Here is an 18,602-nt window from a genome sequence, read left to right as displayed (position 1 = left end):
CATGCTGCGTTATCTGAGCCGCCGTTTACTGCTGATCATCCCGACGCTGTTGTGCATTCTGGTGGTGAATTTCCTGATCGTACAAGCCGCGCCCGGCGGGCCGGTGGAACAAGCCATCGCCCGCCTGCAAGGCTTCGGCGGGCACAGCATGGGCGGCGGTGGCGAGGTCGCCGCGACTGGCGGCGCCGGGCGCAGCAGCCGTGGTCTGGACCCGGCGCTGATCGAGGAAATAAAACACCATTACGGCTTCGACAAACCGCTGCACGAACGCCTGTGGCTGATGCTGAAAAACTACGCGCAGCTGGATCTGGGCAGCAGCTTCTTTCGCGGCGCCAAGGTCACTGACCTGATCGTGCAGAAGCTGCCGGTGTCGCTGTCACTGGGCTTGTGGGCGACGCTGATCACCTACCTGATTTCGATCCCGCTGGGCATTCGCAAAGCGATCAGGAACGGCAGCGCCTTCGACGTCTGGAGCAGCACGGCGATCATCATCGGCTACGCCCTGCCAGCGTTTCTCTTTGCGATCCTGTTGATCGTGGTGTTCGCCGGCGGCAGCTACGTCAACTGGTTTCCGGTGCAGGGGCTGGTCTCGGACGATTTCGCCACATTGAGCACATTGGGCAAGGTCGGCGACTACCTCTGGCACTTGGTGTTGCCGGTCACAGCGCTGGTGATCGGCGGTTTTGCCACGCTGACGATCCTGACCAAGAACAGCTTTCTCAACGAGATCAGCCGCCAGTACGTAATCACGGCGCGGGCCAAGGGCCTGACCGAACGCCGCGTGCTTTACGGCCATGTATTCCGCAACGCGATGCTGTTGGTAGTGGCCGGGGTGCCGTCAGCGCTGATCGAAGTATTTTTCGCCGGCTCCCTGCTGATTGAAACCGTCTTCAATCTCGATGGCCTCGGGCGCATGAGCTACGAAGCAGCAGTGTCGCGCGATTACCCGGTGGTGTTCGGCGCGCTGTTTCTGTTCACCCTGTTCGGCCTGCTGATCAAGCTGATTGGCGACCTCTGCTACACCCTGCTCGACCCGCGCATCGATTTCTCGGCGAGGACTGCCTGATGTTCACACTGTCTCCACTGGGTCAGCGCCGCGTGGCGCAATTCAAGGCCAACCGCCGTGGGCGCTGGTCGTTGCGGCTGTTTATCGGTCTGTGCCTGATCTGCCTGGGCGGTGAACTGATCGCCAACGACAAGCCGCTGGTGATCCGCTACCACGACGCCTTCTACTTTCCAATTCTCAGCGATTACCTGGAAACCGATTTCGGCGGCGAGCTGCCGTTTCAGCCGGACTACGCCAGCAGTTACGTGCACAAGCTGATCGAGGATCAGGGCGGCTGGATGCTGTTTCCGCCGATCCCGTTCAGCTACGACACGGTCAACTATGACCTCACTGAACCGGCGCCGAGTCCGCCGTCGTCGAGCAATTGGCTGGGTACCGATGATCAGGCGCGGGATGTGTTGGCGCGGGTGATTTTCGGCACACGGATTTCGATTCTGTTTGCGCTGATCCTCACCGCCATCAGCGCATTGATTGGCGTCGTTGCCGGGGCGTTGCAGGGTTACTACGGTGGCTGGGTCGACTTGCTCGGGCAACGTGTGCTGGAAATCTGGTCGGGGCTGCCGGTGCTGTACCTGCTGATCATTCTGTCCGGCTTCGTCTCGCCGAGTTTTTGGTGGTTGTTGGGGATCATGGCGCTGTTCTCGTGGCTGGCGCTGGTCGATGTGGTGCGCGCCGAGTTTCTCCGTGGGCGCAATCTGGAGTACGTAAAAGCCGCGCGGGCGCTGGGCCTGAGCGACAGCGAACTGATGCGTCGGCACATTCTGCCCAACGCGATGACCTCTACCCTCACCTACCTGCCGTTCATTCTCACCGGCGCCATCGCCACGCTGACCGCGCTGGATTTTCTCGGCTTCGGCATGCCCGCCGGCACCGCGTCGCTGGGCGAGTTGATCGGCCAGGCCAAGCGCAACCTGCAAGCGCCGTGGCTGGGACTGACAGCGTTTTTTGCTCTGGCGCTGATTTTGTCCTTGCTGGTTTTTATGGGTGAGGCCTGCCGCGATGCATTCGATCCCCGATCCTGACCCCGGAGCTGAGATGAACGACAATCTGATCGAAATTCGCGACCTGCGTGTGGCCTTCGCCGGGCAGGCAGTGGTCCACGGTTTGAACCTCGACATTCGCCGTGGCGAGTGCCTGGCGCTGGTCGGCGAGTCCGGTTCGGGCAAGTCGGTGACGGCGCACTCGATCCTGCGTCTGCTGCCGGGCAACAGCGTTAGCAGCAGCGGCGCAATCCGCTACAACGGGGTCGACTTGCTGCACGCCAGCGAACAGCAAATGCGCGGCTTGCGAGGCAACCGCATTGCGATGATTTTCCAGGAGCCGATGACCTCGCTGAATCCGCTGCACACGGTGGAAAAACAAGTCAGCGAAGTGCTGGAAATTCACAAGGGCCTGAAGGGCCGCGCTGCCCGCGCGCGCACCTTGGAGTTGCTGGAACTGGTTGGTATTCGCCAGCCGTTGCAGCGACTCAAAGCCTATCCTCATCAACTCTCCGGCGGTCAGCGGCAACGGGTGATGATCGCCATGGCGTTGGCCAACGAGCCGGAACTGTTGATTGCCGATGAGCCGACCACGGCGCTGGACGTGACGGTGCAGCAGAAAATTCTCGAACTGCTGATCGAGCTGCAGCAACGCCTTGGGATGTCGCTGTTGCTGATCAGCCACGACCTCAATCTGGTGCGGCGAATCGCTCAGCGCGTGTGCGTGATGCGTCAAGGCGAAATCGTTGAACAGGCCGATTGCGAGACGCTGTTCCGAGCGCCGCAACACCCCTACAGCCGCTTGTTGATCGAGGCTGAACCGAGCGGCGCGCCGGTACCCAGTGAGTACGATCACAACCTGCTCGAAGTCGATGATTTGAAGGTGTGGTTTCCATTGCCGAAAAACCTGTTCAGCCGCCAACACGATTACATCAAAGCCGTGGACGGTGTCAGTTTCACCCTGCAACGCGGCAAGACGCTGGGCATTGTTGGCGAGTCCGGTTCGGGCAAGTCGACGCTGGGCCAGGCGATCCTACGGCTGGTCGAATCGCAGGGCAATATCCGCTTCGGCAACAAGCAGCTGAGCCTGCTTAATCAGCGTCTGATGCGCCCGTTGCGGCGGCAGATTCAAGTGGTGTTTCAGGACCCGTTCGGCAGCCTCAGCCCGCGCATGTCGGTGCAGCAGATCATCGCCGAAGGCTTGCTGACCCATGGCATCGGCAGCGAGGCCGAGCGTGAGGCGGCGGTGATTCGCGTGCTCGGCGAAGTCGGCCTCGATCCGCAGAGCCGTCATCGTTATCCCCACGAGTTTTCCGGCGGCCAGCGCCAGCGCATTTCCATCGCCCGCGCGCTGGTGCTGGAACCTTCGCTGATCCTGCTCGACGAACCGACTTCGGCGCTGGATCGCACGGTGCAGAAACAGGTGGTGGAGTTGCTACGGCAATTGCAGATCAAGCATGGACTGACCTATTTGTTCATCAGCCATGACTTGGCGGTGGTGCATGCGCTGGCGCATGACTTGCTGGTGATCAAGGACGGCAAGGTGGTTGAGCAGGGTTCGTCGCGGGAAATTTTTGCTGCGCCACAACACCCCTACACCCAGGAACTGCTCAACGCCTCGGGCCTCAAGCCACACACAACCCCTTGTAGGAGTGAGCCTGCTCGCGATAGCGGTATGCCTGTGACATAAATGCTGGCTGACACGACGCTATCGCGAGCAGGCTCACTCCTACCGGGTGATCGGGGTGGTCGAGAAATATTTTTCCGGCCCTGCATCCAATCGCCTCCGCCACGGGTAGTCCCTGTAACAGCCCACTCCCGGGCTGTCAGTGATCTAGCCTTTTTCGGAGAAACATCGGATGAACATCACCCAGCTGATTGGCCTCACCGGTTTGCTCGCCATGACCTCGACGACTTTTGCGCAAAGCAGTTATCCCGACGCGATCAAGGTGCCGGACGGGCACAAGGTTGCGCTGGAAACCACCGGGGTCGGCGAGATCACGTACGAATGTCGCGACAAGCCCAATGCCGCCGGGCAGACCGAGTGGACGTTTGTCGGCCCCAAAGCGGTGCTCAATGATCGCAGCGGCAAGCAGGTCGGCACCTACTTCGGCCCTCCCGCCACTTGGCAGGCCAAAGACGGTTCGAAAGTCACCGGCACGCAATTGGCCGTGGCACCGTCGACGCCCGGCAACCTGCCCTACCAGTTGGTCAAGGCCAACCCGGCCGAGGGCAAAGGCGCGATGACCGGGGTGAGTTACATCCAGCGCGTCGCGCTCAAGGGCGGCGTGGCCCCGGCCAGCGAATGCACGATGGCGAACAAGGGCAAGCAGGAAGTGGTGAAATATCAGGCCGATTATATTTTCTGGGCGGCGAGCTGATATTCGGAAGCAGTGCACAATCCTGTGGGAGCGAGCTTGCTCGCGAAGACGGAGTGTCAGTCGCCTTATTACTTTCTGACGCACCGCATTCGCGAGCAAGCTCGCTCCCACAGGGAACAATGCGTCTGGATGTTTGGGAAATGTGAGCTAAATTGCACGCCATGCCCTTACCCGATTCCACGTTCGATTACGAAGCCCGCCTCAAAGCCTGTGCCCGGGGCGAGCGTGCGGCCCTGCGCGATTTGTATGTGCAGGAAGGTGCGCGGCTGCTCGGTGTCGCCAGGCGGCTGGTGCGCGATACGGCGCTGGCGGAGGACATCGTGCATGAAGCCTTCATCAAGATCTGGAACGGCGCCGCCGGGTTCGACCCCGCGCGCGGTTCGGCGCGGGGCTGGATGTTCAGCGTGACCCGGCACCTTGCCTTGAACCAGCTGCGCAATCAGGCTCGGGAAATGCCGCTGCGCGAAGAACATGAAGCAGCGGCGCCTGATGAGGCCATCGATGTTCATTCGGCGCGCATTCATCGCTGTCTGGAGCAACTGGAACCGCAACGACGCACTTGCATCCTTCACGCTTACGTCGACGGTTACAGCCACGCGCAGATTTCCGCGCGCCTCGACACGCCGCTGGGCACCGTCAAAGCGTGGATCAAACGCAGCCTCAACGCCTTGCGGGAGTGCATGGGATGACCAGCGAATCAGCGCAGGAACGGGATGAACTGGCTGGCGAATATGTGCTCGGCACGTTGTCGTTCGAGCAGCGGGTCGAGGTGCAACGCCGTTTGCCCAATGAGCCCGAACTGCGTGCGGCGGTCGACGCGTGGGAGCGGCGCCTGCTGGAGTTGACCGATCTGGCCGAACCTCAGCAACCGTCGGCGCAGCTGTGGCCGCGCATCGAGCGCAGTCTCGAACGGCTGACGATTAAAGAACCGCTGACTTCGTGGTGGAACCTGCTGCCGCTGTGGCGCGGTTTGAGTGCTGCCGGTCTGGCCGCGACCTTGATTCTCGGCGCGATCCTGCTGACCCAGACCACGCCGAAACCGAGTTATCTGGTGGTGTTGGTCGCGCCGCAGGACAAGGCGCCGGGTTGGGTGATTCAGGCGAGCAATACGCGCGAGATCCAGTTGATTCCGCTGGGGGCGGTCGAGGTGCCGGCAGACAAGGCGCTGGAATTCTGGACCAAGGCTGACGGCTGGTCGGGACCGGTGTCATTGGGGCTGGTCAAACCGGGGCAGGCCTTGTCGGTGCCGCTGGACAAGTTACCGCCGCTGCAACCGAATCAATTGTTTGAGCTGACGCTGGAAGGCGCCAATGGCTCGCCAATCGGCAAACCGACCGGACCGATTCAGGCGATCGGGCGTGCGGTGAAAGTCCTCTAAGGCTCTAATACACGGTTGCCAGCAACCATCATCGCCGTCGATGTTCACCATCATGGCAATGAAGTTCTCATAAAAAAATCCGGGCGTAACATCGGCTCCATACCAACCAACAACACCCCGGAGCACACCCTCATGAAACGCCAGACTCTTCTCAGCATCGCCTTCTCGGTTTTCGCAGTAAACGCTTTCGCCGCCACCCCGGCGCACACGCTGGTCGCCGAAGGCGGCTCGGACAAGCTGATCGAAAGCCGTCTGGCTGAAGGTGGCTCGGATCGTCTGATCGAACGCCGCGTGGCCGAGGGTGGCTCGGATCGTCTGATCGAACGTCGCGTGGCTGAAGGTGGTTCGGATCGTCTGATCGAACGTCGCGTGGCTGAAGGTGGTTCGGATCGTTTGATCGAACGCCGCGTGGCCGAAGGTGGGTCGGATCGTCTGATCGAACGCCGCGTGGCCTGATGCACGACTGCAAGCGCAACACCCCAGAGAAACCCGGCTCCCGCAGCCGGGTTTTTTATGTCCGCAGGATCAGCCGGCCTTGGCCATGCACCGCTTGTAGCGCTCGTCCACGCGTTTGGCGAACCACGCTGTCGTGAGTTTTCGGGTGATTTTCGGGCTCTGCAGCACGATTCCCGGCAATACCGCGCGCGGTAACGGCTTGCCTTCGGCTCGCTCCGCCAGTTCGAATACGCGCTGATAGAGCTTGGTCTCTTCGAACTCCAGCGTTTTGCCCTTCTCCAGTTGATCGCGAATCGTCGGGTTGCGCATGCCCAGTGACTTGCCGAGGGTGCGCACTGCCAGTTCGGTGCTGCCGGGCATGATCGAATCGTAGCGAATCAAATCGCCGTCCAGGGTCAACGGAATGCCGGAAGCGCGGCTGACCGCGTTCTGAAACGCGGCGTTGCGGCTGGCGTACCAGCCGGCGTTGAAATCGGCGAAGCGATACAGCGGCTCGCGGTAATTCACCGGGTAACCGAGCAAATGGGCGATGCCGAAGTACATGCCACCGCGACGGCTGAACACTTCGCGGCGAATCGTGCCGTCCACCGGGTACGGGTAGTCCTTGGCGTGTTCTTCGGCAAATTCAATGCTGACCTGCATCGGTCCGCCGGTGTGCACCGGGTTGAAGCCACCGAACAACGTACGGCCCATCGGCACCATGCCGATGAAGTCGTCGAAAATGGCGCTCAACTCCTTTTCGCTGCGTGCTGAGTTCAGGCGTTCGCTGTAAGTCTTGCCATTGGGCGAGCGCACTTGCAGAGCGCCGCTGACCAACAGGCTGGGGATGTGCACCTTGGCCGCGCGACGGTTGATTTCGTCGCGGGCGATCTTGCCCAGACCGGGCACCGCCGGATCGGCCTGGAAGGTGGATTCCTGTTCTGCCACGGCCAGTACCGAGCAAATATTCTGCGTGGTGGTGCTGATGCCCTGCGCGGCAAACGCGGCGTAAATATCCGTGGCCCAGCCCTGGCGGTCGGCGGTTTTCGCCGGCAGCAGACGAACGATTTCAGCCTTCACTTCAGCGGGCGGACGTGGCGCCGGTTCGTGGCTGCGCTGGCTGGCGCAACCGGCGAGCAGCAGCAAGGCGCCGAGAGTAATGAGTAGTCGCATGTTGCTCCATCCAATCAATTTAGCCAAACCACCATACACACCCCCTGTAGGAGCTGCCGCAGGCTGCGATCTTTTGATCTTGTTTTAAGAGACAAAATCAAAAGATCGCAGCCTTCGGCAGCTCCTACAAGGGTGATGACAATCTGATTGCAAAACGTTACTGCGAAAATCTATCATTCGCGCCTGGAGTCGTATTTGCGCAAGGAGTTGCGCGCTGTCCTTATTTTTCCAACCGGCCGCGCGCCTCCAGGTAATCGACATGCCCGCTTCAGCTCGACTCGGCGCCCCCTTGCGCCCGACATTGCTTGCCCTGCTGTGCTCCCTGCCCTTCACCGCTCACGCCGCTGAAGAAAACCGCAAAGAGCTGGTGCTGGACGACGTCAACATCAACGCCCAGGCCCCGACACCCAACGCCCTGCCCCCGGTCTACGCTGGCGGTCAGGTCGCCCGCGGCGGCCAGTTGGGCGTGCTGGGCAATCAGGACATGATGGACGTCCCATTTAGCGCTGCGTCGTATACCGAGCAATTGATCCAGGATCAACAGGCCGAAGACGTCGCCGACGTGCTGCTCAACGATGCATCGGTGCGTCAGGCCTCGGGGTTCTCCAACCAGGCGCAGGTCTTCATGATTCGCGGCCTGCCGCTCAATGGCGATGATATTTCCTATAACGGCCTGTACGGCGTGCTGCCACGGCAGATCATTTCCACCGACGCCCTGGAGCGCGTGGAAGTGTTCAAAGGCCCCAACGCCTTTATCAACGGCGTGACCCCGACCGGCTCGGGCATCGGTGGCGGCGTCAACCTGCAACCCAAACGTGCCGGCGACGAACCGCTGCGCCGCTTCACCACCGACATCAGCAGTGAAGGCCGCGTCGGCCAGCACCTGGACATCGGCCAGCGTTTCGGTGAAGACAACCGGTTTGGCGCGCGCATCAACTTGTCCCAACGCGAAGGCGATACCGCCATCGACCACGAAAACCAGCGCTCGAAGCTCTTTGCCATCGGCCTCGATTACCGCGGCGATGCGCTGCGCCTTTCCGGCGACTTCGCTTACCAGAAAGAACGCGTCAACGGCGGCCGCAGCTCTGTCAACCTCGGCACCGCCACGCACCTGCCGGACGCGCCGTCAGCCGACACCAACTACGCGCCGAAGTGGGGCTACACCGATATCGAAGACACCTTCGGCATGCTTCGCGCCGAATACGATCTGAACGACAACTGGACGGCCTACGCGGCCGGTGGCGCCAAGCACACCCGCGAAGTCGGCCGCTACAACTCGACCACGCTGGTCGGCAACAACGGTGCGTCGTTCACCACCGGCTCGTTTGTGCCCCATGACGAGGACAACACCAGCGTCATGGCCGGGCTCAACGGCAAATTCAACACAGGGCCTGTCAGCCACAAGCTCAATGTGGGCCTCACCGGGATCTGGGCCGAGCAGCGCAGCGCCTATGATTTCGACCTGACCCGCTACCCCAACAACATCGATCACCCGGTACAAACCCCGGCGCCGGTCGGCAACTTTGCCGGGGGCGATCTCAATGACCCGGGCATCGTCGGCAAAACCTTCAACCGCAGCGTGGCGATCTCCGACACCCTCGGCTTCTTCGATGATCGCCTGCTAATCACCGCCGGCCTGCGTCGTCAGCAGATGGTCGTGCAAGGCTACAACTACGCCAGTTGGGGCAGCGGCGGGCGCAAGTCGAGCTACGACGAAGCGATCACCACGCCGGTGTACGGCATCGTGTTCAAGCCGTGGGAGCATGTGTCGCTCTATGCCAACCACATCGAAGGCCTGGCGCAGGGTCCGACCTCGCCAACCAGCTCCGGCGGCTTTCGCGTCACCAATGGCAACGAAGTCTACGCACCGGCGCGCTCCAAGCAGACCGAACTGGGCGTGAAAGTCGACATGGGCACTTACGGGGCCAGTCTGGGCGTATACCGCATCGAGCAGCCAAGCGATGGCTACTGCGAAATCAACGGTCCGACCACTTGCACCTATGTGCGTGAAGGCGAACAGATCAACAAAGGCGTGGAAATGAACGTGTTCGGCGAGCCGCTCGAAGGCCTGCGCCTGATCAGCGGCCTGACCCTGATGGACACCGAACTGAAAAATACCCTCAACGGCGCCAACGACGGCAACCGCGCCATTGGCGTGCCGACCTTCCAGTTCAATGCCGGTGCCGATTGGGACGTGCCCGGCCTGCAAGGCGTAGCGCTGAACGCGCGGATGCTGCGCACCGGCGGGCAATATGCCGACGCGGCGAACAACCTCAGCTTGCCGACCTGGAACCGTTTCGATGCGGGCGCGCGGTACGCGTTCAAGGTGTCGCAGAAGGACGTTACCGTGCGTCTGGGCGTGGAAAACCTGGCGAACAAGCGCTACTGGGAGTCGGCTCAGGGTGGGTATTTGACCCAGGGCGAACCGCGGGTGGCGAAGTTGTCGGGGACTATCGACTTTTAAGCGACCGTATCCTGTGAAAAAGGCTCCGCAGCGTGATGGCTGCGGAGCCTTTTTGTTTTTGCGGTGCTGGATCGGGCCCCTTCGCGAGCAGGCTCGCTCCCACATTGGAATGCGTGCCAATGTGGGAGCGAGCCTGGTCGCGAAGGGGCCGGAACTGACTACCGTCTACATCTGATCCATACTTGTTGCACAGCAACAGGAGGGCAGCCCCATGAACCGCAGCGACGTCCTGATCATCGGCGCCGGCCCGACCGGGCTGGTGCTGGGCCTGTGGCTGAGCAAACTCGGCGTGCGCGTGCGCATCATCGACAAGACCTCGGCGCCTGGCACCACCTCCCGCGCCCTGGCCGTGCAGGCGCGCACGCTGGAGCTGTATCGCCAACTGGGCCTGGCCGACACCATCGTGCGTCGCGGCCATCAAATCGCGGCGGCGAATTTCTGGGTCAACGGCAAACCCGTCGCGCAATTGCCGCTCAAGCGCATCGGCGAAGGCCTGACGCCCTACGCCTTCGTCGAAATCTTCCCGCAGGACGAGCACGAACGGCTGTTGCTCGAGCGTCTGGAAGACTATGGCGTCAACGTCGAACGCAATACTTCGCTGGAAAGCTTCGTAGAGAACGCCGACGGTCTCACCGCACATCTGCGTCTGCCCGATGGCGAGCAGGAAGTCTGTCAGGCCTGTTATCTGGCCGGTTGCGACGGCGCCCGTTCGGTGGTGCGCAAAACCCTTGATAGCGGTTTTCCCGGCGGCACGTATCAGCAAGTCTTCTATGTCGCGGATGTACGCGCCAGCGGCCCGGCGATGAACGGCGAGCTGCATCTGGATCTCGACGAAGCGGATTTCCTGGCAGTATTTCCGCTGTCCGGCGAAGGCCGCGCACGGCTGATCGGTACCGTGCGTGACGAACGTGCCGAGCGCGCCGACACCCTGGCGTTTTCCGATGTCAGCCGTCGCGCCATCGAGCACCTGAAGCTGCACATCGAAGACGTTCACTGGTTTTCCACCTATCGCGTGCATCACCGCGTGGCCGAGCATTTTCGCAGCGGCCGCGCCTTTCTGCTCGGTGATGCCGCCCATGTGCACAGCCCTGCCGGCGGCCAGGGCATGAACACCGGCATCGGCGATGCGATCAATCTGGCCTGGAAACTCGCCGCCGTGCTCGGCGGTGGCGCTGAGCCCAAGCTGCTCGACAGCTACGAAACCGAACGCATCGCCTTCGCCCGCCGACTGGTGTCGACGACCGACAAAGTCTTCAGTTTTGTCACCGCCGAGGGCCGCATGGCAGATATGTTGCGCATGCGTGTGGCGCCGTTTCTGATCCCGAAAATGGCCGCGTTCGAGGCCAGCCGCGAGTTCCTTTTCCGTACGGTTTCGCAAGTCACCCTCAACTACCGCGGCATGCCGCTCAGCCAGGGCGAAGCCGGGCATGTGCACGGCGGCGACCGCTTGCCGTGGGTACACGATGGTGAAGGCGATAACTATGAACCGCTAAGACAGCCGTGCTGGCAAGTGCATGTGTACGGCGATACCAGTGACGAGATGATTGCCTGGTGCCATGAACACCATCTGCCGCTGCATGTGTTCGACTGGCGCCCGGCGTTTGAAACGGCGGGTCTGGGGCGCAACGGCTTTTACTTGCTGCGCCCGGACACTTATGTGGCGATTGCCGAGAACAGCGCCGACCCGAAAGTGATAGAGCGCTACTTGCGCGATCACGGGATTCGGCCTTACTTCAACTGACACACAACAATTCAAATGTGGGAGCGGGCTTGCTCGCGATGGCGGTTTACCCGACATGAATTTCTCGACTGACACACCGCTATCGCGAGCAGGCTCACTCCTACAGTTTGGATTTGTGTTGGGGTTTAGATTCCCGCCAGCGCCAGGTCCATCGCAAAGTAAGTGAAGATCAGATCGGCCCCGGCCCGCTTGATCGCGCCGAGGCTCTCGCGCACCACGCGATCCTCATCGATCGCCCCGGCCTGGGCACCGAACTTGATCATCGCGTATTCGCCGCTGACCTGATACGCCGCCAGCGGCAGGTTCGACGCTTCACGGATGTCACGGATGATGTCCAGGTACGCACCGGCCGGCTTGACCATCAGCGCATCGGCGCCTTCCTGCTCATCCAGCAGCGATTCGCGCAGGGCTTCGCGGCGGTTCATCGGGTTCATCTGGTAGCTTTTGCGGTCGCCCTTCAACGCACTGCCACCAGCCTCGCGGAACGGCCCGTAGAGTGCCGAGGCGAATTTGGTCGAGTAGGCCATGATCGGAATCTGCGTGAACCCGGCGGCGTCCAGCGCCTGGCGGATCGCCCGCACCTGACCGTCCATTGCCGCCGACGGTGCAATCACGTCAGCGCCAGCGCGAGCGGCCGCTACGGCTTGTTTGCCGAGGTTGATCAGGGTCTGGTCATTGTCGACTTCGTGGTTGTGCATCACGCCACAATGGCCGTGATCGGTGTACTCGCAGAAGCAAGTGTCGGACATCACGATCATCTCCGGCACGGCGTCCTTGGCGATGCGCGACATGCGCGAGACCAGGCCGTCTTCGCGCCAGGTATCGCTGCCATTGCTATCCAGGCGATGGGACACGCCGAAGGTCATCACCGATTTGATACCGGCGCGGGCATAGCGCTCGATCTCGCTGGCCAGTTTGCGCTCGGGAATGCGCTGCACGCCGGGCATGCTGGTGATCGGCACAAAATCGTCGATGTCTTCCTCAACGAAGATCGGCAGTACCAGATCGTTCAGACTGAATTCGGTTTCCTGGAACAAAGTGCGCAGGCTCGCATTGCGGCGCAGACGGCGGGGACGTGCTTCGGGGAACTGACTGGACATGGGGCCTTTCCTGAAAACAGCGGATGAGACGAAAGTCGTAGGGGGTGAAGCTTATGCCTTGCGGCGGGCGAGGGACAAACCTGGATCAATCAACAGAGCGTTACTGAGCCTGCAATAATCTGCGGACCACCATAAATCTCCTGTAGGAGTGAGCCTGCTCGCGATAACGGTGCGTCAGTTGATAAATTCATATCTGACACACCGTTATCGCGAGCAGGCTCACTCCTACAAGGGTCATGTGTGGAATCAGGAAGGAATGGTCAGGCCGCGGATGACCGCCGGCCGGGCGAGAAAGCGCTCCAGCACCCGGGTGACATTGGGGAAGTTCTGGATACCGACCAGATCGCCGGCCTCATAGAACCCGATCAGGTTGCGCACCCACGGGAACGTGGCGATATCGGCGATGGTGTAACGCTCGCCCATGATCCAGTCGCGCCCCTCAAGACGGCCATTCAATACGTTGAGCAGGCGTTTGCTTTCTTCGACATAGCGGTCGCGCGGACGCTTGTCCTCGAAGTCCTTGCCAGCGAATTTATTGAAAAACCCGAGCTGGCCGAACATCGGGCCAACGCCGCCCATCTGGAACATCAGCCACTGAATGGTTTCGTAGCGCAACGCGCCTTCCTGAGCGAGCAACTGGCCGCTCTTGTCCGCCAGATAAATCAGGATCGCGCCGGATTCGAACAACGGCAGCGGCTTGTCTTCCGGGCCGTGCGGATCAAGGATTGCGGGGATCTTGTTGTTCGGGTTCAGCGAAAGAAACTCCGGCGACGTCTGGTCGTGGGTGTCAAAGCCGACGCGGTGCGGCTCGTACGGCAAGCCGATTTCTTCGAGCATGATCGACACTTTGACGCCGTTGGGTGTCGGCAGCGAGTAGAGCTGAATCCAGTCGGGGTACTGCGCCGGCCATTTCCGGGTGATAGGGAACGCGGACAGATCAGTCATGGGAAGCATCCAGTTACAGATTAAAGGCTGATCATAATGTAGAGCGTCGAGGGCTGCGATGTTTTGACTGGCGCTCGTTCGTCTCAATCAGTGCCACTACGGTCAAGCGGCGCATGCTCGACTGCACTTCGATACAACAGCTGCATGTTTTTCGCTGCGTAGATGAGGCTGTCGGCGTTGCTGACCGCCATCTGCGCGCGCATGGGTGAATTGGCATTGAACAGCTCCACCGCTGCGCGCAGATCCAGATCGTCGCCAAGTCCCAGATAATCGCTGATACGAAACAGGAAGCTATCGTGATCGTCGCCGAAGGCCTTCAAGTAGGCGACCGTCAACCCGCCGCGCATGATGATATCCGACACCGCCCGCTCCGGACCGTCTTGGACAGCGTGCGAAGCCGAACCCAGCAAACCGCTCAGATGACCTTTCAGATAGAAGAAGTCTGCCGCATTAGGGCCGATGGCGCGAAACCGGTCGACTCGGTTGGTGTGCAACATTTCATGCCCCAGCGACAAGCACAAAAAACCGGGCTGCATGAATTTTCGATTGATAAACAGCCGGCCGTGAAAGTCCCTTTTGTACATCCATGCCGCGACGCTATCGCTGGAGTCGACCCCGACAATTTTCGCTTCCCCCCAAACGCCCTGATATTCGCGCGAGAGCGCCAGCCCGCGCGCGACGGCGTCGGCAAATGGTTGTGCAACGTCTCGGTGATTGCTGCCAAAAAAACTTGCGTAAATTGCCTCGGCTTTTGGCAGATTCAGCGCGATGGCACGGTTGGCATCGTGGAAAATGCCTTCAACCACTCGCAGCTCCGAGCGAATGACTGCCGCCTGCTCCGGCGTGAACTGCTTCAAGCCACGCGCAAACAATGTGGTATCGAGGGCGGTGCTGCGCTCGAACGGGTCATCACTGCCGACATGCAGGCGTTTTGTGTCAAGCGCGTCATTGCGAACCTCGCGGATCAACTGATCGATATCGATATCAACGACATGACTTTCATCAGTGGAAGATCGCGCCGGTTGGAGCTTCCATATCCCGCCTTGTGGATCGAAATACAGCGGCGGCCCGGACGCCTCTCGTTCGGACACAAGCGTCGCGCGATATTCGCCGGTCGTCGCGGTTTGCCGGACCTGCACGATTTCGCCGGAAGCGATATCGACGTACTGGCGCCCCTTGAAGACCCTCAAGCCCCGAGCATCGGCCTGAGGCAAGCTCGCCGGTGACTTCAAGCGATATTGCTCAAGCGGGTTACCCACTGGACGACCGGGCAAAATCTCGGCTGACGGCAATGCTAAAACCGTGAGCGATTGGACCGGCGTTTCAGGTTGCCCCGTCTGAGGCGACGGCGGGTGAGACTCATCGTGGCGAAAAAGCTTCGGCGCAGGCCCTTCGTCGCCCGGCACGCTGGCCCTCGTTCGACGAAGCGGGCCTGCGTCTGCCCTTCCTGGGTCCGAAGAGGAATAGGTGGCGGGTTTGCGGACAATGCCCATAAAAATCCTTTCTGTTTGAATGGCCCGGCCAACGCCGGACAGACCTTGCGATAACTATGTATCGCACCGACGCCATTGCAACCGATTGCGCCATTCCATGTGCGATACATAGTTATCGCACCCACGTCGCCGTTTTGTGCGTTGTCGCCGATCAAGCTCGAACCCTCGCAGCCCGCTCGCTTCGAACCGTAACATCCTGTCGCTAAACTGCGTCCAGAACCTTGAAGGTTGCCGTTAGAGTGCTGCGCACTGGCACGATCGAACCAAATAGCCTTCAGGGACTCTGAGCTATGCCGTTCTCGCAGAGGAAGCTGTTCACGACAGGGAAACACCCGGTGCTGGGAGCCCGCGGTGCCAGGGTTTGTCAGCCTTAACCGATTTTGCTGAAGAACCTTCTTATAGATGACGAACCTGATGAGTTTCGCCAAGCGCTTCAAACATCGCGCGTACGTGGCCCTGCCCTCCCTGCTGGCAGTCAGTGCGCTGTTTTTGTCACTCGAATCAAGCGAAAGCCGCGCGCAACCGGCGGACGGCACGCAGACGCTGGTGTTCCTGCGCCATGCGGAAAAACCCGAAGGCGGCCTCGGCCAGCTCAACTGTCAGGGCCTGAACCGTGCGATCGACTTGTCGACGCTGCTGCCGGAAAAATTCGGCAAGGCCGATTACGTGTTCGCCGCCAACCCGACGCGCAATGTCGAGGAAGGTGAGCTGGACAATTCCTACAGCTACATCCGCCCGCTGATGACCATCAGCCCGGCCGCGATCAAGCTCGGCCTGCCGGTGAACATCGAGTTTTCCGCCAACGACACCAGCGATCTGGCCCGCGAACTGCTGGATGAGAAATACCACAACTCGACGATCTACACCGCATGGTCCCATGGCTATCTGCCGGAGCTGATCAACAAGGTGGCGGGCAACGCGGTCGGCAAAAAACAGAGCATCACCGAAGACTGGGCGGGCAGCGACTTCGACTCGCTGTACGTGCTGACGCTGAAGTGGCACAACGGCAAGGCCAGCTTGCAGAGTCACAGTTACAAACAGGGGCTGGATAATGGCAAGGACACGTGTCCGACCTGAGTTTTGTGTTGCTTGATCAGGCCTCATCGCGAGCAGGCTCACTCCTACATTTGAAATGCGTTCCACCTGTAGGAGTGAGCCCGCTCGCGATGAGGCCGACAAATCCACCGCTAAGCCTTCTGACTCACCCGCCCCCGCAAATACTCGATCACCGCCCCACGCTCCCCGGCGAACTCGATCCGACCGCCCTTCTTCTCCCGCTGGAACACATACATCGGGTCGTAATACTCGCGCAGCAAACCCTCGATCCAGCCGCGATGCAGATCCACCGCGCCGCTACGCCCCTGCTCCGCCAGCGCCTGCTCCATCAACAGCAGCATCCGCGAATGGCGCTCGCCACCGAGACGCTTCTGCACGTTGTTGAGACTTTCCAGCAAACGCTCGGCGAACAACGCAAAGCCGTTGTCGCCATGGACCTGGGCAAACTCCGCCGAAAGGTCAACCACGTAATCGCGCAGGATCCGCTCGACACGATCCTCGAAACGGTCTTCCAGCCAGACCATCGGGTACGCTTGCATGCCTTGGTATAGCGGCAGCGGCAAGGCGCAACTGCCAACCACCCGGCTCTCATCCTCCAGCACAAACTGCTCGATACCGGCGTCACGTTTCTTCAGGATGTCGACGGCCAGGCGATTCTCGAAATCAATGTTCGACGGCTGCCCGGTGGCGCGTTTGCCGAAGCTGGAGCCGCGATGGTTGGCGTGACCTTCCAGGTCCAGGCCATTGCGCAACTGCACCAGCACCTCGGTCTTGCCGGTGCCGGTCATGCCGCCCAGCAAAACAAAATCACACTGAGCGATAGCCTGATCGAGGGTATCGATGAGGAAATTGCGCATCGCCTTGTAACCGCCATCAACGCGCGGATAGTCGATGCCGGCCTCGTCACGCAGCCACTGCTGGGTGATCTGCGAGCGCAAGCCACCGCGAAAACAATATAAAAAACCGTCGGGATGGGCCCGGGCGAACTCGGCCCAGGCCTGAATGCGCTCGGCCTTGACCGCGCCGGACACCAGTTGATGACCGAGTTCGATGGCGGCTTGCTGCCCTTGCTGCTTGTAGCAGGTGCCGATCTTCTGCCGTTCCAGATCGTTCATCAGCGGTAGATTGACCACGTCGGGAAACGCGCCTTTGTGAAACTCGACCGGGGCACGGGCGTCCATCATCGGTCTGTCGTTGAGAAAAATGTCGCGGTAGTCGGTGCTGGCACGGAGCATCAAATCACCTCGACCGCGTTCGTCTGTCGCTCAACCAGCTCGCCGATCGGCGCCAGGTCCAGGCCCAGTTCGGCAGCCACGCAAAGGAACTCGCCGTTGCCTTCAGGGGTGACCGCAATCAGCAGACCGCCGCTGGTTTGCGGATCGCACAGCACTCGCTTGTGCAGCTCCTGCACACGACCGACCTTGCTCGAATAGCTATCAAAATTGCGCAACGTACCGCCCGGCACACAGCCCTGATCGAGGTAGTACTCGACGCTGTCCAGACGCGGCACGCGGTCGTAGGCGATGCGCGCGGTCAATTGACTGCCATCAGCCATTTCCACCAGATGCCCGAGCAGTCCAAAACCGGTGACGTCAGTCATCGCGGTGACGCCGGCAAGCTTGCCGAAACGGCTGCCGGGCTTGTTCAGGGTGCACATCCAGTCACGGGCCACGCCGACATCGGCGGCGCGCAATTTGCCCTTTTTCTCGGCGGTGGTGAGGATGCCGATGCCCAGCGGCTTGGTCAGGTACAACTGGCAACCGGCGGTCGCCGTGTCGTTGCGTTTCATGTGGCGCTTTTCTACCAGACCGGTAACCGCAAGACCGAAGATCGGCTCCGGCGCATCGATCGAATGCCCGCCGGCCAAGGTAATCCCCGCCGCGTCGCACACCGCACGGCCACCCCGAATCACTTCGCGCGCCACTTCCGGCGCCAGCACATTCACCGGCCAGCCGAGGATCGCAATCGCCATCAACGGATCGCCACCCATCGCGTAGATGTCGCTGATCGCATTGGTCGCGGCGATGCGGCCGAAGTCGAACGGGTCATCGACAATCGGCATGAAAAAATCGGTGGTCGACACCACGCCACGCTCGGCATCGATCTCATACACCGCCGCGTCATCGCGCGACGCATTGCCGACCCAGAGCTTTGGATCGAGGTTTTGTGCGCCGCTACCGGCGAGGATCACTTCCAGCACCTGCGGGGAAATCTTGCAGCCACAACCGGCGCCATGGCTGTATTGGGTCAGACGAATCGGCTCGCTCATGGGGGAGTCTCTGGCTATGAATGGGGCGGATTCTAGCAGAGCGCGAGACAGCAGATTTTTATGCTGACTGAGCGGCCCCTTCGCGAGCAGGCTCGCTCCCACATTTGAACGCAATTCCCTG

16 protein-coding genes are annotated in these 18,602 nt (G+C 60.9%); 10 read left to right on the top strand and 6 right to left on the bottom strand.

Annotation, left to right across the window (positions count from 1 at the left end; genetic code table 11):
* Position 1: 1 nt before the first annotated feature.
* From HU739_RS00810 to HU739_RS00780, 7 genes are all read left to right on the top strand, one after another.
* The gene (locus tag HU739_RS00810) at positions 2–1,066 is read left to right on the top strand and encodes a microcin C ABC transporter permease YejB (RefSeq protein ID WP_186551784.1); all 1,065 of its coding nucleotides are present in this window, start codon (positions 2–4) and stop codon (positions 1,064–1,066) included.
* On the top strand, positions 1,066–2,088 hold the full coding sequence (locus tag HU739_RS00805; RefSeq protein ID WP_186551783.1) for an ABC transporter permease: 1,023 nt from the start codon (positions 1,066–1,068) through the stop codon (positions 2,086–2,088). Before HU739_RS00810 ends, HU739_RS00805 begins: the two co-directional genes overlap by 1 nt.
* 13 nt (positions 2,089–2,101) lie before the next feature.
* Positions 2,102–3,736 carry an ABC transporter ATP-binding protein gene (locus HU739_RS00800; protein ID WP_186551782.1) on the top strand — a complete coding sequence of 545 codons (1,635 nt, stop codon included), beginning with the start codon at positions 2,102–2,104 and terminating at the stop codon, positions 3,734–3,736.
* 169 nt (positions 3,737–3,905) lie between these two features.
* Entirely contained in the window at positions 3,906–4,427 is a 522-nt protein-coding gene (locus HU739_RS00795; RefSeq protein ID WP_186551781.1) for a DUF3455 domain-containing protein, read from the top strand.
* Positions 4,428–4,588: 161 nt separating this feature from the next.
* A complete protein-coding gene (locus tag HU739_RS00790) occupies positions 4,589–5,116 on the top strand; it encodes a sigma-70 family RNA polymerase sigma factor (RefSeq protein ID WP_186551780.1) in 528 nt (175 codons plus the stop codon).
* Positions 5,113–5,805: an anti-sigma factor gene (locus HU739_RS00785; RefSeq protein WP_186551779.1), complete on the top strand. Its 693-nt coding sequence runs from the start codon at positions 5,113–5,115 to the stop codon at positions 5,803–5,805. The genes HU739_RS00790 and HU739_RS00785 overlap by 4 nt, the downstream gene beginning before the upstream one ends.
* A 132-nt stretch (positions 5,806–5,937) precedes the next feature.
* On the top strand, positions 5,938–6,261 hold the full coding sequence (locus HU739_RS00780) for a hypothetical protein (protein ID WP_186551778.1): 324 nt from the start codon (positions 5,938–5,940) through the stop codon (positions 6,259–6,261).
* A 69-nt stretch (positions 6,262–6,330) separates the two neighbouring features.
* Here the strand turns inward: HU739_RS00780 and HU739_RS00775 are convergent, their stop codons facing one another.
* Complete coding sequence (locus tag HU739_RS00775; protein WP_186551777.1) at positions 6,331–7,413, bottom strand: DUF1615 domain-containing protein; 1,083 nt, start codon at positions 7,411–7,413, stop codon at positions 6,331–6,333.
* A 259-nt stretch (positions 7,414–7,672) separates the two neighbouring features.
* Between HU739_RS00775 and HU739_RS00770 the strand changes: the two genes are divergently transcribed.
* Complete coding sequence (locus HU739_RS00770) at positions 7,673–9,877, top strand: TonB-dependent receptor (RefSeq protein ID WP_186551776.1); 2,205 nt, start codon at positions 7,673–7,675, stop codon at positions 9,875–9,877.
* A 211-nt stretch (positions 9,878–10,088) separates the two neighbouring features.
* A complete protein-coding gene (locus HU739_RS00765) occupies positions 10,089–11,618 on the top strand; it encodes an FAD-dependent monooxygenase (protein ID WP_186551775.1) in 1,530 nt (509 codons plus the stop codon).
* A gap of 125 nt (positions 11,619–11,743) precedes the next feature.
* On the opposite strand, the gene hemB is transcribed toward HU739_RS00765, so the two are convergent.
* From hemB to HU739_RS00750, 3 genes are all read right to left on the bottom strand, one after another.
* Positions 11,744–12,718, bottom strand: a complete 975-nt coding sequence (gene hemB / locus HU739_RS00760; protein WP_186551774.1) for a porphobilinogen synthase — start codon at positions 12,716–12,718, stop codon at positions 11,744–11,746.
* A gap of 246 nt (positions 12,719–12,964) precedes the next feature.
* Positions 12,965–13,663 (bottom strand): glutathione binding-like protein, encoded by a 699-nt coding sequence (locus HU739_RS00755; RefSeq protein ID WP_186551773.1) that lies wholly within the window; start codon positions 13,661–13,663, stop codon positions 12,965–12,967.
* An 83-nt stretch (positions 13,664–13,746) separates the two neighbouring features.
* Positions 13,747–15,069 carry a hypothetical protein gene (locus HU739_RS00750; RefSeq protein ID WP_225922788.1) on the bottom strand — a complete coding sequence of 441 codons (1,323 nt, stop codon included), beginning with the start codon at positions 15,067–15,069 and terminating at the stop codon, positions 13,747–13,749.
* A gap of 489 nt (positions 15,070–15,558) precedes the next feature.
* Between HU739_RS00750 and HU739_RS00745 the strand changes: the two genes are divergently transcribed.
* Positions 15,559–16,233, top strand: coding sequence for a histidine phosphatase family protein (locus tag HU739_RS00745; RefSeq protein ID WP_186551771.1), 675 nt, complete (start codon positions 15,559–15,561; stop codon positions 16,231–16,233).
* Positions 16,234–16,343: 110 nt separating this feature from the next.
* Here HU739_RS00745 and mnmH read toward each other — a convergent pair whose 3' ends face one another.
* On the bottom strand, positions 16,344–17,447 hold the full coding sequence (gene mnmH, locus HU739_RS00740; RefSeq protein ID WP_186551770.1) for a tRNA 2-selenouridine(34) synthase MnmH: 1,104 nt from the start codon (positions 17,445–17,447) through the stop codon (positions 16,344–16,346).
* Complete coding sequence (gene selD / locus HU739_RS00735) at positions 17,447–18,481, bottom strand: selenide, water dikinase SelD (protein WP_186551769.1); 1,035 nt, start codon at positions 18,479–18,481, stop codon at positions 17,447–17,449. Before selD ends, mnmH begins: the two co-directional genes overlap by 1 nt.
* Positions 18,482–18,602: the final 121 nt, after the last annotated feature.

This window comes from Pseudomonas hamedanensis, assembly GCF_014268595.2.
Lineage (GTDB): Bacteria > Pseudomonadota > Gammaproteobacteria > Pseudomonadales > Pseudomonadaceae > Aquipseudomonas > Aquipseudomonas hamedanensis.
Note: the sequence above shows the minus strand (reverse complement) of the source record. Positions and strands in the feature narration are given on the sequence as shown.

Excerpts from the sequence above, each read along its gene's own strand:
- HU739_RS00810 (WP_186551784.1), top strand. The coding sequence starts at position 2 with ATGCTGCGTTATCTGAGCCGCCGTTTACTGCTGATCATCCCGACGCTG.
- HU739_RS00805 (WP_186551783.1), top strand. The coding sequence starts at position 1,066 with ATGTTCACACTGTCTCCACTGGGTCAGCGCCGCGTGGCGCAATTCAAG.
- HU739_RS00800 (WP_186551782.1), top strand. The coding sequence starts at position 2,102 with ATGAACGACAATCTGATCGAAATTCGCGACCTGCGTGTGGCCTTCGCC.
- HU739_RS00795 (WP_186551781.1), top strand. The coding sequence starts at position 3,906 with ATGAACATCACCCAGCTGATTGGCCTCACCGGTTTGCTCGCCATGACC.
- HU739_RS00790 (WP_186551780.1), top strand. The coding sequence starts at position 4,589 with ATGCCCTTACCCGATTCCACGTTCGATTACGAAGCCCGCCTCAAAGCC.
- HU739_RS00785 (WP_186551779.1), top strand. The coding sequence starts at position 5,113 with ATGACCAGCGAATCAGCGCAGGAACGGGATGAACTGGCTGGCGAATAT.
- HU739_RS00780 (WP_186551778.1), top strand. The coding sequence starts at position 5,938 with ATGAAACGCCAGACTCTTCTCAGCATCGCCTTCTCGGTTTTCGCAGTA.
- HU739_RS00775 (WP_186551777.1), bottom strand. The coding sequence starts at position 7,413 with ATGCGACTACTCATTACTCTCGGCGCCTTGCTGCTGCTCGCCGGTTGC.
- HU739_RS00770 (WP_186551776.1), top strand. The coding sequence starts at position 7,673 with ATGCCCGCTTCAGCTCGACTCGGCGCCCCCTTGCGCCCGACATTGCTT.
- HU739_RS00765 (WP_186551775.1), top strand. The coding sequence starts at position 10,089 with ATGAACCGCAGCGACGTCCTGATCATCGGCGCCGGCCCGACCGGGCTG.
- hemB (WP_186551774.1), bottom strand. The coding sequence starts at position 12,718 with ATGTCCAGTCAGTTCCCCGAAGCACGTCCCCGCCGTCTGCGCCGCAAT.
- HU739_RS00755 (WP_186551773.1), bottom strand. The coding sequence starts at position 13,663 with ATGACTGATCTGTCCGCGTTCCCTATCACCCGGAAATGGCCGGCGCAG.
- HU739_RS00745 (WP_186551771.1), top strand. The coding sequence starts at position 15,559 with ATGACGAACCTGATGAGTTTCGCCAAGCGCTTCAAACATCGCGCGTAC.
- mnmH (WP_186551770.1), bottom strand. The coding sequence starts at position 17,447 with ATGCTCCGTGCCAGCACCGACTACCGCGACATTTTTCTCAACGACAGA.
- selD (WP_186551769.1), bottom strand. The coding sequence starts at position 18,481 with ATGAGCGAGCCGATTCGTCTGACCCAATACAGCCATGGCGCCGGTTGT.